Genomic DNA, 12223 nt, shown 5'->3' with positions numbered 1-12223 from the left:
TGAAACTAAAGTGCAATAAGCGGGGCATTCCCCCGCTTATTCGGGGGTGCTTTAAAAGCCCAGACTGGCGAGCAAATCGTCGACCTGGGATTGGTCGGTCACTACGTCCTGGTTGGCCTGGCCGGCTACCACCGGACCGGCCAGTGCAGGCACGTATTCGGAGGCGGTGGGCACAGCCACTTTGGCGTCAGCTGGCGCGGTTTGCAGTAGCAACAACACCAACTGCTCTTCGATGGTGGCAGCCAGTGTCACCACCTTGGCGATCACTTGGCCTGTCAGGTCGTGAAAATCCTGCGCCATCATGATCTCGGTCAGGTGGCTGTCTACCTTTTTGCTGGCCTGCTCCACATCGTTGATGAAGTTCATCACGTGGCCCTTGGCGACGGCGCCCACCGGGTCTTTCACGATCAGCTCGCCAATGCGGCGGGTTTCTGCGGCAATGTGGTCGTGTTGGGCCTTGGCCTGGTCCACCTGGTTGAGCACTTTTTCGGCAGCTTGGCCGGTCAGGCGGGCGATGTAAGACAACCGGCTCTTGGCATCGGGCAGTTCCCCAGCCCAGTCCTTGACCTTTTCAGCCAGTCCCAGGCCATTCAGGGAGTCGTGCAACTGGCGGGTCAGGGCGCCGAGTTGCTGGTGGACTTCGCCAGTGGAGAGTTTTGCGGCAGGAAGGTGCGCGGCGTCAGACATGCTTACTTCAAGCCCATTTTTGTCAGGATGTGGTTCACCTTGTCTTCCAGTGTGGCTTTGGTGAACGGTTTGACGATGTAGCCAGCCGCACCTTGTTGGGCCGCCAGCACAATGTCTTCTTTGCGGGCTTCTGCCGTCACCATCAGCACGGGCAGGTGTTTGAGTTTGTCGTCTTTTTTGATTTCTGCCAGCAATTGGAACCCATTCATGTTGGGCATGTTGATATCGCTAACCACGAAGTCAAAGGTGCTGGCACGGAGTTTTTGCAGGGCGACGACTCCATCCTCGGCTTCATCAGCCTCGGCATACCCACTTTCCTTGAGCAGATTGCGAACAATTCTGCGCATGGTGGAGAAGTCATCAACAACTAGAAAGCGCAATTCTTTGGACATAGATAACCTTTAACCAGGCAATTTTCGAATTTCTGCAAGTATGACGTAATTTTTGCGGGGTCAAGGGCTTGATTTTGCCTCTGTGGCGGCCCCGTTGCCAGCGCTTTCTTCCCCCGCGTCCAGGGCAATCGTTTTGCTGCCCAGCAGGCGCTCTTCTGCGTCCTTGGTCATCACCAGAATACTGATGCGTCGGTTGCTAGGGGCGAGTGGATTGTCTGGCTCCAGCGGCAAGCTGGATGCCATGCCCACCACCCGTGCCAGCTTGTTTTCGGGCATGCCTGCGGCAATCAGTTCCCGCCGTGATGCATTGGCCCGGTCGGCAGAGAGCTCCCAGTTGCTGTAGCCACGTGCCGCGTTGCCATAGGCCAAGCTGTCGGTATGGCCATCCAGGCTGATCTTGTTGTCCACATCCAGCAGGGCGCGCCCGATCTCGCTGAGGATGTCGCGCATGTACGGTTTGACCGATGCACTGCCGCTGTCGAACATGGGGCGGCGCTGGTCATCCACGATCTGGATTTGCAGGCCGTCAGGGGTTATCTCCAGCTTGATCTGGGAGCTGAACTCGGCCATTTTGGGGTTGTTGGAGATGGCGCCTGCAATCTTGGCGGCCAGTGTGGCCAAATCTTTGGCGTCTTTTTTAGCCCGCTCCACTTTGGCCTGGTCACCCGACATCTTCTTGGCCGTCTTTTCTTCACCATCACCGCGGCGTGATTGGCCCGCCTGTTGCGTCAAGTCGTTGCCGCCGCCGGTGATGATGCTGTTGCTGGCGCCAGCCCCTGCGCCTCCTTGGAGCGCCACCTTAAGGGGCGACTGAAAGTAGTCGGAAATGCCTTTCTTGTCGCCCTCGGTGGTACTGCCCAGCAGCCACATGAGCAAAAAGAACGCCATCATGGCGGTCACGAAGTCGGCGTAGGCGATTTTCCAGGCGCCACCATGCGCAGCGTGGCCGCCCTTCTTGACCCGCTTGATGATGATGGGCTGAAGTTTTTTGGCGTCTCCAGCCATGCTCAGGCGCTCCTGCGCTTACTTCTTCTTGACATACGCTTCCAGCTCAGAGAAGGTGGGGCGCTCGGTGGAATAGAGCACTTTGCGGCCAAATTCAATGGCGGTGGACGGGTTGTAGCCTTGCATACTGGCGAGCAGAGTGGTTTTGATGCACTGGAATTCCTTGCTGCCTTCTTCGACCTTTTGCTCCAGCAAGCCGGCCAAAGGCTCCGCAAACGCATATGCCAACAAGATGCCCAGGAATGTTCCCACCAGCGCCGAACCGATCATGCCGCCTAGCACGGCAGGGGGCTGGCCCACCGAGCCCATGGTGTTCACCACACCCAACACGGCGGCCACAATGCCGAACGCCGGCAAGCCGCCGGCAATGCGCTGGATGGCCGCCACAGCGGCATGTTCTTCGTGGTGGTGGGTTTCGATTTCGCTGTCCATCAGCGACTCGATTTCGTGGGCGTTGAGGTTGCCCGAGACCATCATGCGCAGGTAGTCGGTGATGAACTCCACCACGTGGTGGTCTGAGCCGACCGTGGCGTATTTTTTGAAAATCTCGGATTGCTCGGGCTCTTCGACGTCTTTTTCAATCGCCATCAGCCCTTCTTTGCGGGCTTTCTGGAGGATGTCAAACATCAGCGCCATGAGCTCCATGTACCGCGCCTTGGTGTATTTGCTGCCCTTGAAGCAGGCGCCCAGGCCGGCCATGGTTTTCTTGATCACCTTCATCTGGTTGTTGGCCAGAAAGGCGCCCACCGTAGCCCCCCCGATGGTCAGCATTTCCCAGGGCAGGGCTTTCAAAATCACACTGATGTTTCCGCCGTGGATGATGAACACGCCGAACACACAGCCCAGACAAACAAGCCAACCAACGATTACAAACATAGGCGCATTGTGACAGGGAGGCCAGAAGCCTCAAGGGTGGAAGAAGCGGGCCTTTTCGGTCCGTCTCTATCATATCGTCGCAAGTTCGCTTGGCTTGAATTTATTGCCAAATTGGCACCTAAGCGCCGTGGGTATTGCGCAAGAAGCTATAAAAATAATAGCATCTAGTGGAGCAAAATACCGCCTGCGGTAGAGCCTTTGCCCGCACGGGCTGGGGGCGAGCACAGGCCGCACTCGAAGTGGCGGGAGTTTTCATAGGCTTCCGACACAAAGTGCCCGCCGCACTTGGAGCATTTGGTCATGGACAGCATGTTGTTGTCGATGAACTTAACCAGGCGCCAGGCGCGCGTGATGGACAACAAGGGCTCCACGCCGCAGGCGGCAATTTGCTCGGTGTACAGCCGGTAGGCGGCCATGATGGCATCGATGTCCTCCATGGCGCTGACCTTGGTCAGGTACTCATAGGTGTTCTGAAACAGCGATGCATGGATATTGGGCTGCCAGGTCAGAAACCATTCGGTAGAGAACGGCAGCTGCCCTTTGCTGGGGGAGCGCCCAGCCACTTCTTTGTAGAGGCGCAACAGGCGCTCGTAGGACAGGTCGGTTTCGCTCTCCAGTACCTGCAGGCGGGCGCCCAGCTGGATCAGGGAAACGGCGCGCTCCACTTGCTTGGAGTCGTTCAAAACACTTTTTTGGGTAGCCATGGTGCTTCTCCTGCGGTGCGTGGGGTCAGACGGCTTCGGCAAAACGGCCGGCCATCAAGATGCTGGCGTGCAGCTTGGTGGTGGCGTCGTTGTCGACCTTGGTCGCAGAGTGGTTGGTCAGCAGGTTCCAGACCATGTCGTCATCCACCCGGAAACGGCACAGCAGCATATTGGTGGAGGCAATACGCATGATCTGGGCGGGAGACAGTGTGCTGATCATGTCCGCCGCTTCCTCAGACATGCCCAAGCGAAACAGCGCTTCGGCCTTGTCCTGGCGGATCAGGTTTTGGGCCAGCATCAGGTAAGTCATATTGGCTTCCCGGATCTCGGCGAGTAGTTGTTCCTTGCTCATAGTCGACTCCTGTTTGGGGGCGATTCATGTGAATCACCATGGAGCGAATTCTGGTTGGGCAGCGCAAAAAACTGAATTGGAAAACGGCTAATCCGCGTGTCAGAAACGCGAACATCGCCTGTAGGGGGAATTCCTACATGCGCCGAGTATTGAATTGAATTGCGCGAATACGTCGTGCCCTGACGTAGCGCCGGGTGCGAAGATTTGCGGTAGCTAGAGGGTTATCGGCAGGCCATGCCGAAACTGAAGATGCGATTCCAGCCATCAATGGCCGTGAGCATCCTCCCCACGCATGGGCGTGTTGGCAGCGCGGCGCTTGCGTGCGAACGCGCTTACTGGCGCAGCAAGGCGAGCACGCCTTGCGGAAGCTGGTTCGCTTGCGCCACCATGGCAGTACCTGCCTGCTGCAGGATCTGGGTGCGCGACAGGTTGGCGGTTTCCAACGCAAAGTCGGCATCTTGAATCCGCGAGCGCGAGGCACTCAGGTTTTCGGCCATGGTTTGCAGGCTGGCAATGGTGTTCTCAAAACGGGACTGCAATGCACCAAATTTGGCACGTTGGCCTGCGATAACCTGAATGGCGGCATCCACCGTGCTTAGCGTGCGGGTGGCGGAGTCGACGGTGGCTACGTCCAGTGTGTCTACGGTTTGCAATTGGCTGGCACTGGTCGCTGCCAAAAAGAAGTCTGTGACAGGCGGTGGGCCCACGGGATCGTTGACCGCTGCATTGACCATGCCAAAAGACTTGTCGGAGTCTAATGTCAAGGTCCCTGTTACGTAAGTGGCATTGTTCGGGGCATTGGGTATGGTTACGCCACCCACGGCCAGCGCCGTCGATGTCGCGGGCACTTCAATCACGATGTCCTCGCCAGCTGCGTTTGTTATGGAGATTCCAGTCCCTGCAGCATTGAGTTTGGCTGTTACGCCTGTCGTGGAGCTCTTTTCATTAAAAGCGGCCACCGCGGCAGACAAACCATCGCCGTCGAGTGCGCCTACGGTGAATGCCACCGTCGTGGCAACCGTATTGTTGGAGCGCATGGTGAGCGAATAACTTGTGTTGGCGGTAAAGCTGGTCAAGTCGATTTCGGTGCGCGCTGTTGCGGAGACGCCGGTAGTGCCCGACTGTGCATTGATGGCAGCCGCTAGGCTTTTTGCCGTTTGTCCTGCCGTGATCCCTATGGTCGCGGAGCCGGATGATCCATCAATACGGAAAGTCGCGTCCGCCGCGATAGGGCTGGTTGCGCTGATGTCTGCGGCGGGCGTTGCCTGCGATGCGCGGGTTCCCGCGGTTGATCCCGTGACCAAGTCGCCAGGGCCGCCTGCGGTGGCTGCCACCAACGAGCCGATGCGATGGTTGCCGTACTTGTTGGTGCTGAAGTTGCCGGTCGTCGCAATGATGGTCTGGTTGGCATTGGCGCCAACTTGGAAGGTGGCCGAGGTGAAGCTGCCGTCCAGAATGTTTTGTCCGTTGAATTGCGCGGTCTTGGCAATGCGGTCCAGTTCTGCAGTGAGTTGACCCACTTCGGCGTTCAGTGCAGCGCGGTCGCTGGCGCTGTTGGTGGCGTTGGCGGACTGCACGGCCAGTTCGCGGATGCGCTGCAGCGTGGCAGATGCACTACCCAATGCGCCTTCAGCGACTTGGGCCAAAGAGATGCCGTCGTTGGCATTGCGGGCGGCCTGGTTGAGGCCGCGCACCTGGGACGTCATGCGCTCTGCAATGGCCAAGCCGGCAGCATCGTCCTTGGCGCTGTTGATGCGCAGGCCCGAAGACAGGCGCTGCATGGAAGTGCTCAACGAACTTTGCGATGTGGCCAAGTTCCGCTGCGCATTCAGCGATTGAATATTGGTGTTGATAGTTGAGGCCATTGCGTAACTCCTAAAAAGATATGAAATCAGCGTCGCCGCCGATTGCAAAGCCTGCTGACCTGCAGACAATCAGTAACGATGGGTGAATTCTGGAGACGCCCGCTAGGCCTATTTGGCGGATAAGCGCCGCAAAAGCGGCCCAAATTGCCTGCGGATGGCAATTCTTAATAGGGATAAACCCTTATATCTAGGGATTGGCTGGTGCAAGCCCCGCTTTTCTGTTTTCCGGGGGGAATGCGCTGTGATATTGCAAGTCCGTTTTGCAAACGCCCTAAAGTTTTCCACGTACCACCCGAAAACAATTGCAACGGGCTCATAGCGGGCTCGTCGTCCGGAAGGCGTCAGGGTCGGCGCACCGGTCATGGCGGTCAGCAGCAATGCTGACGTTGAGATCGGCATTTCGCCGGAGTACGTGAGTTTTTACTAGGAGTTATCAAAATGGCAGCCACCATCAATACCAACATCAACTCGTTGACAGCCCAGCGCAATTTGACAGCCAGCCAGTCTTCTTTGAGCACTTCGATCACACGCCTGTCCTCTGGCTTGCGCATCAACAGTGCCAAGGACGATGCCGCCGGCCTGAGCATCTCCGAGCGTTTCACTTCCCAAATCCGCGGTCTGACGCAAGCAGCCCGCAACGCCAACGACGGCATCTCTTTGGCGCAAACCGCTGAAGGTGCTTTGGGTGGTGCCGGTACCATCTTGCAGCGTATCCGCGAACTGGCCGTGCAGTCTGCCAACGCGACCAACAGCGCCAGCGACCGCTCTGCGTTGAACCAAGAAGTTTCGCAGCTGACCTCCGAACTGAACCGCATTGCACAAACCACCCAGTTCAACGGCCAAAACCTGTTGGACGGCAGCTTTGCCAGCGCGACGTTCCAGGTCGGTGCCAATGCCTACCAAACCATTACCGCCACAACCGCGAACTTCACGACTGAAAAGTACGGCAACAACCGTGTGGGCTCGGTAGTGGCTGCATCTGCCGGTGCGGCGGGTGACTTGGTGGTGGGTTCCACGGCAGGCGCTAACGCCACAACCGCAACCGCGACAGATACGATTGCCGGAGACACGGTGACGGTGAACGGTGCCTCCGGTACCACGACTGTGACTTATGCAGCTGGTGCGAGTGCCAAAACTGTGGCGTCGCTGTTCAATGCGCAATCCGGTATTACCGGAGTGACCGCCACAGCGCGTACCGAGGTTGACCTCACCGCGTTGAGTACTGCAGGCTCTTTCTCGATCAATGTGACCTCTGACAACGGTACCGCTGTCGCGGTGTCGTTCAGCACGGGTGCTGCACTGAACGCGGATGGCCTGGCCTCTGCGGTTCAAGCCTTCAACGAGAAGACGTCTCAAACTGGCGTGACGGCCAAGCTCAATGCCGCTGGTACGGGCTTGACACTGACCAACGCCAGCGGCAATGACATCGTCCTGGAAAACAACTCGGCGACTGCAGTCGTGACCGCTGGCGCAGTCCTGATGACTGCTGTGGGGGGCGATGCTGTTGTCAAGGGCGCTGTGACCCTGGATTCCGACAAGTCCTTTGGTATCGCCAACACGGCCCAGGCTGCCGGTGTCGGTTACTTCACCGGCGCAACCTCTGCCAGCCAGCTGCAGGCAGTGAGCACACTGGATGTGTCGACGGTGGAGTCCGCAACACGTACCCTGTCCACGGTAGATGCCGCCATCGGCGCTGTGGCCAGCCAGCGCGCCAAGTTCGGTGCTCTGCAATCTCGCTTTGAGACCACAATCTCCAGCTTGAATACAACGTCTGAAAACCTGAGCGCATCGCGTTCGCGGGTGCAGGATGCGGACTTTGCGGTGGAAACCGCCAACCTGTCCCGTGCCCAGATCCTGCAGCAGGCTGGTACCGCCATGGTGGCGCAGGCCAACCAGTTGCCTCAGGGCGTGCTGGCCCTGTTGCGTTAAGACTGGCAAATCAAGGCTTCGCGGTTCATACTGCGAAGCCCGAGAGCGGCGGCGGGCTTGGGCTTGTCGCCGCTTTGGTTCTGGAAACTGGCCTTTTTCCGGGCTTTGGGGTGGTGTAGAAGACGCAAAATCCAAGGCTATAGATTGAACAAGGGGCTCCTATGGCTACCATTTCATCCCTCGGCATTGGCAGTGGCCTGGATTCCGAGTCCATTGTCACCAAACTGGTGGCATTGGAGAAGCAACCCCTGAAGACGCTGGAGACAAAAGCCACTTTTGTTCAGCAGCAGATCTCGGCTTTTGGCCAGATCAAATCCCAGTTCTCTGCTTTGGCCGATGCGGCGGCGGCGATGTCCTCCGCCAGCGCATGGGCGGCTCGCAACGGCTCTTCTTCCAATACCAACGCGGCAGCTATCACGGTCACCTCCACCGCAGCCGCAACCTCGTTCACGCTGGATGTCGACCAGTTGGCGAAGTCGCAATCTGTTGCGTCTGCCCCGATTACTGTCGGATCTGCGGTCGGCGCGGGAACGCTGGTGTTGCGGCTTGGCAAGTGGACGACCGGTCCGGCAGACTTCACGCCCGCCGCTTCCAGTGCGGATGTGAGCATTGATGTGACCGCGTCGGATACCGTGGCGACTATTGCTGCCAAGATCAATGCCACCAATTCTGGCGTGGTTGCCACTGCCTTTAATGATGGGACGCAGGACCGCCTGCTGCTGCGATCCAAAGATACGGGGGAGGCTTCTGGTTTTCGCGTGCAGACCACTGTGGATGCGGACACTGTAACCAACGATGACGCAGGACTCTCCCGTTTGTCGTTTGACCCGGAGTCGGGTGCATTTGGCATGGCTGGCGCCTCGGCTGGCGCCATTCAATACGGTACCGACGCCAAGGCCCGTATCAACGGACTGGCCGTTACCTCCAAGAGCAACACGCTGACGGGGAATATTCCTGGAGTCACCATCAGCCTGCTGGCGACCACTACGACCAACTACGGCCTTCCAGGTGAGGTGTTGACGCCTGCCACGCTGACTGTGAGCGAGGACGTCACGCTGGCTGTTAAAAACGTGCAGAATTTTGTGACGGCGTACAACGCGCTGGCAAAAACCCTGGCCGACATCACCAAGTACGACGATGCCACCAAGACGGCCTCCTTGTTCCAAGGTGATTCGACTATTCTGGGCATGCAAAGTGTCCTGCGCAGCATGGCGGGTTCTGTGAGTACAGGCAGTGCTTACCAGCGCCTGGCCGACGTGGGGCTGACGCGCGAACTGGATGGAACCCTGTCCATGAACACCACCAAACTGGCAGCGGCGGCCAACAACGGGACCGAGCTGCAGAAGCTTTTTACGACCGACAACAAGAATGCCCAGACCAACGGATTCGCCTTGAAATTCAAGGAGTTGTCCCAGGGCGTGCTAGCCACCGGGGGGGCTGCGAAGAACAAGGGCGAGGCCTTGGAGGGCGTCCTGAAGCGCAATATCGAGGAACAAACCCGTGTTACTAACCGGGCGGCCACGTTTGAAGCTCGTCTGCGCAAACAATACAGCGCACTGGACGCAAAGATGGCCAGTTTGTCAGCGCTAGATGCTTATGTGACCCAGCAGGTCGCCACCTGGAACAAGTCCACCAGCTAAATGGCCGACGTTGATGGTGCAATGATCTGAGAGAAGGACTTCAGTTGGTCAACAGACTGCCGATACTAAGTACAAGAAACTAAGGATCTGCACTATGTTTACCTCTGTTCACAGCCGCACCGCCGCCGCCTACAAACGGGCCAGCGTAGAGGCGAGTGTGGAGATGGCTGACCCTCACCAGCTGGTGACCCTGCTTTTTGAAGCGTTGCAACGTCACATTGCCGCTGCCAAGCTGGCTTTGCAGGCCAAGGATGTGCCTCAGAAATGCAAGCAAATTGGTGCGGCCGTACGGATTTTGGAGGAGGGCTTGAAGGCCCCTCTGGATCTGGAGCGTGGTGGCGAGATTGCCGCGAATTTGAATGCCTTGTACGACTATTGCGTGAATCGTCTGGTGTTGGCCAACGCACGCAACGATGAGGCCGGGTTGGATGAAGTCGCTGGGTTGATCGAGCCCGTTGCCAATGGTTGGAAGCAAATTCAGGGAAAAACCCCTGCCTATCTGCGTCCGGTGTGAGTCGGGAGTACACCACATGCCTTTGATGTTGATTGACTACTACAAAGCCATTGAAGACAGCAGTGCCAAGATGCTGGAAGCCGCCAAGGCAGAAGATTGGGATGGCGTGATGCGCTTTGAAGGGGCTTGCGCGGTGCTGATTGAGCAGCTGCGCGAGCGTGCGCGCAGTGAGGAGCTTGACACACATGCCCGGGCTGAGAAATCCAAGATCATGCGCCGCATCTTGCATAACGATGCGCAGATTCGGTACTTGGCAGAACCTTGGCTCACCCACTTTGAGCACAAGTTAGAAGGGCAGCCTGCTTTTTTGCACTAACAGCAGGTTCGCCAAGCGCCGTTCCCAAAGCGGCATAACCGGGGTATTTGGGGTGTTGTTCGGAGGCTCTCCAAGCAGGGGCGTCCGTAAGATGGTGGCCGATACGGCTCTATCCCAACACCTCGCACATGGTTGCCCCACCATCGTTACCCCCTGATGAACTGAAGCTGGCCTTGCGCCAGCTGCGGACGGCGTTCGTCACCGTAGCGATCTTCAGCGGGTTTTTGAACCTCATGATGTTGGCGCCCTCGCTCTACATGATGCAGGTGTATGACCGGGTGCTCAGCAGCCGCAACGAAACTACCTTGGTGGTACTGACGGTATTGATTCTCGGGGCCTACCTGTTTATGGGGGCGCTGGAGACGATTCGCTCTTGGGTGCTGATTCGTGTGGGCGCGCGGCTGGATGATGTTCTGGGTCTGCGGGTTCTGGGGGCCACCTTTGAGCGGGTGCTGCGCCAACCTGGCAACAGCACGTCGCAGCCCCTGCACGACTTGGGGACTTTGCGCCAGACCCTTACCGGCCCGGGCCTGATTGCCGTATTCGACGCCCCATGGGCCCCTGTGTATCTGGTGGTTATTGCCCTGTTTTCGTCAGAGGTGGCCGTGTTTACCCTGGTGGGGGCATTGATACTGATTGTGCTGACCTGGCTCAATGAAAAGTTGGCCAAAAGCAGTCTGGCTGAGGCTCAGAAGTTCAGCATGCAGGGGCAGCGAGAACTCAGCAGCCATCTGCAGAATGCAGAGGTGATTGAGGCAATGGGGATGCTGGGCAACATCCAGCGACGTTGGCGTAAAGCGCATCAACAAGAAATTGCATTGCAGGCCAAGGCCAGCGACCGGGCCGCGGTGATGGGCAATGTATCCAAGTTTGTTCGGGTCTCCATGCAGTCGCTGGCCTTGGGCTTGGGAGCACTTTTGGTGCTGGAGGGGCGCCTGACCCCGGGCATGATGATTGCCGTTTCCTTGCTCACCAGCCGTGCGCTGGCGCCGGCGGAGTCGGTGGTCGCCCACTGGGCGGGGCTGGCAGCCGCGCGGTCGGCGTACTTGCGCTTGCGCGAATTGCTGGGTGCTTTTCCCGCCCGCGCCGCATCTATGCCACTGCCTGCGCCCACGGGGCAGGTCACCTTTGAGGGGGTCGCGACTGCCGCCCCCGGCGCACGCCAGGCGATCATCAAGCAGATTAGTTTCTCGCTGCAGGCCGGCGACTCGGTGGCCGTGATCGGTGCCAGCGGGGCTGGGAAATCCACGTTGGCCCGCCTGTTGGTGGGGGTGTGGCCTGCATTGGCCGGTACGGTGCGACTGGACGGTGCCGATTTGTTTCGCTGGAGCAAACAAGACCTGGGACCGCATATTGGCTACTTGCCGCAAGACATTGAGTTGTTCGATGGAACGGTGGCGGAGAACATTGCCCGATTCGGCGATGTCAACCCCGAATGGGTGGTGTTGGCGGCACAGCGGGTGGGATTTCATGAGCAGATACTGCGTCTTCCCCAAGGTTATGACACCCCCCTAGGGCCTGGTGGTGCCTCTTTGTCCGGAGGGCAGAAGCAACGCATTGCCCTTGCGCGGGCGTTGTACGGCGACCCCGTCTTAGTTGTGCTGGATGAGCCCAACTCCAATCTGGATGACGCGGGTGAGAAAGCCTTGGCAGATGCCATTCGCGACCTGTCCAGCCGTGGCAGAACTTCTGTATTAATTACGCACAGACCCTCCGCACTGACTGTCGCCAACAAATTAATGGTGTTGCGGGACGGGGTTGTTGCTGCGTTTGGTCCGAGGGAGGACGTACTGACGGCCATCAATGCCAGGGCTGCGGAACTGCCACCAAGCACGCCACCGCCGGGGCCGCCCAAAGGGGCCACGCCGCCCGTACTGGTTGATAAGCCGCCACCCGCGCCCGCGGGTGGCTTGCCGCCGTTTAACCTGAAGTTCAACGATTGA

Annotated in this window: 12 protein-coding genes; 5 read left to right on the top strand and 7 right to left on the bottom strand. The window is 58.4% G+C overall.

The window, feature by feature from the left end:
• Positions 1–51: 51 nt before the first annotated feature.
• The 7 genes from AC097A_RS06120 to AC097A_RS06090 form a co-directional block, all read right to left on the bottom strand.
• Positions 52–687 (bottom strand): protein phosphatase CheZ, encoded by a 636-nt coding sequence (locus AC097A_RS06120; protein WP_105261430.1) that lies wholly within the window; start codon positions 685–687, stop codon positions 52–54.
• Between the two features lie 2 nt (positions 688–689).
• Entirely contained in the window at positions 690–1079 is a 390-nt protein-coding gene (cheY, locus tag AC097A_RS06115) for a chemotaxis response regulator CheY (protein ID WP_105261429.1), read from the bottom strand.
• A 60-nt stretch (positions 1080–1139) separates the two neighbouring features.
• Positions 1140–2084 carry a flagellar motor protein MotB gene (gene motB, locus AC097A_RS06110; RefSeq protein WP_315496684.1) on the bottom strand — a complete coding sequence of 315 codons (945 nt, stop codon included), beginning with the start codon at positions 2082–2084 and terminating at the stop codon, positions 1140–1142.
• 18 nt (positions 2085–2102) lie between these two features.
• On the bottom strand, positions 2103–2960 hold the full coding sequence (motA, locus tag AC097A_RS06105; protein WP_105261428.1) for a flagellar motor stator protein MotA: 858 nt from the start codon (positions 2958–2960) through the stop codon (positions 2103–2105).
• 164 nt (positions 2961–3124) lie between these two features.
• Complete coding sequence (gene flhC, locus AC097A_RS06100) at positions 3125–3664, bottom strand: flagellar transcriptional regulator FlhC (protein WP_105261427.1); 540 nt, start codon at positions 3662–3664, stop codon at positions 3125–3127.
• Positions 3665–3689: 25 nt separating this feature from the next.
• On the bottom strand, positions 3690–4016 hold the full coding sequence (gene flhD, locus AC097A_RS06095; RefSeq protein ID WP_105261426.1) for a flagellar transcriptional regulator FlhD: 327 nt from the start codon (positions 4014–4016) through the stop codon (positions 3690–3692).
• Between the two features lie 332 nt (positions 4017–4348).
• A complete protein-coding gene (locus AC097A_RS06090; RefSeq protein WP_105261425.1) occupies positions 4349–5881 on the bottom strand; it encodes a flagellin N-terminal helical domain-containing protein in 1533 nt (510 codons plus the stop codon).
• A 438-nt stretch (positions 5882–6319) separates the two neighbouring features.
• Between AC097A_RS06090 and AC097A_RS06085 the strand changes: the two genes are divergently transcribed.
• The 5 genes from AC097A_RS06085 (at position 6320) to AC097A_RS06065 (ending at position 12223) form a co-directional block, all read left to right on the top strand.
• The gene (locus tag AC097A_RS06085; RefSeq protein WP_479620131.1) at positions 6320–7810 is read left to right on the top strand and encodes a flagellin N-terminal helical domain-containing protein; all 1491 of its coding nucleotides are present in this window, start codon (positions 6320–6322) and stop codon (positions 7808–7810) included.
• A gap of 161 nt (positions 7811–7971) precedes the next feature.
• Positions 7972–9450: a flagellar filament capping protein FliD gene (fliD, locus tag AC097A_RS06080; protein WP_479620130.1), complete on the top strand. Its 1479-nt coding sequence runs from the start codon at positions 7972–7974 to the stop codon at positions 9448–9450.
• A 94-nt stretch (positions 9451–9544) separates the two neighbouring features.
• Positions 9545–9964: a flagellar export chaperone FliS gene (fliS, locus tag AC097A_RS06075; RefSeq protein WP_105261422.1), complete on the top strand. Its 420-nt coding sequence runs from the start codon at positions 9545–9547 to the stop codon at positions 9962–9964.
• 16 nt (positions 9965–9980) lie between these two features.
• Entirely contained in the window at positions 9981–10280 is a 300-nt protein-coding gene (locus tag AC097A_RS06070) for a flagellar protein FliT (protein ID WP_315480843.1), read from the top strand.
• Between the two features lie 128 nt (positions 10281–10408).
• Positions 10409–12223: a type I secretion system permease/ATPase gene (locus AC097A_RS06065; protein ID WP_315480842.1), complete on the top strand. Its 1815-nt coding sequence runs from the start codon at positions 10409–10411 to the stop codon at positions 12221–12223.

The organism is Rhodoferax sp. XS2R6 (genome assembly GCF_056521365.1).
This window is presented reverse-complemented; position numbering and strand designations above follow the sequence as displayed.

Excerpts from the sequence above, each read along its gene's own strand:
- AC097A_RS06120 (WP_105261430.1), bottom strand. The coding sequence starts at position 687 with ATGTCTGACGCCGCGCACCTTCCTGCCGCAAAACTCTCCACTGGCGAA.
- cheY (WP_105261429.1), bottom strand. The coding sequence starts at position 1,079 with ATGTCCAAAGAATTGCGCTTTCTAGTTGTTGATGACTTCTCCACCATG.
- motB (WP_315496684.1), bottom strand. The coding sequence starts at position 2,084 with ATGGCTGGAGACGCCAAAAAACTTCAGCCCATCATCATCAAGCGGGTC.
- motA (WP_105261428.1), bottom strand. The coding sequence starts at position 2,960 with ATGTTTGTAATCGTTGGTTGGCTTGTTTGTCTGGGCTGTGTGTTCGGC.
- flhC (WP_105261427.1), bottom strand. The coding sequence starts at position 3,664 with ATGGCTACCCAAAAAAGTGTTTTGAACGACTCCAAGCAAGTGGAGCGC.
- flhD (WP_105261426.1), bottom strand. The coding sequence starts at position 4,016 with ATGAGCAAGGAACAACTACTCGCCGAGATCCGGGAAGCCAATATGACT.
- AC097A_RS06090 (WP_105261425.1), bottom strand. The coding sequence starts at position 5,881 with ATGGCCTCAACTATCAACACCAATATTCAATCGCTGAATGCGCAGCGG.
- AC097A_RS06085 (WP_479620131.1), top strand. The coding sequence starts at position 6,320 with ATGGCAGCCACCATCAATACCAACATCAACTCGTTGACAGCCCAGCGC.
- fliD (WP_479620130.1), top strand. The coding sequence starts at position 7,972 with ATGGCTACCATTTCATCCCTCGGCATTGGCAGTGGCCTGGATTCCGAG.
- fliS (WP_105261422.1), top strand. The coding sequence starts at position 9,545 with ATGTTTACCTCTGTTCACAGCCGCACCGCCGCCGCCTACAAACGGGCC.
- AC097A_RS06070 (WP_315480843.1), top strand. The coding sequence starts at position 9,981 with ATGCCTTTGATGTTGATTGACTACTACAAAGCCATTGAAGACAGCAGT.
- AC097A_RS06065 (WP_315480842.1), top strand. The coding sequence starts at position 10,409 with ATGGTTGCCCCACCATCGTTACCCCCTGATGAACTGAAGCTGGCCTTG.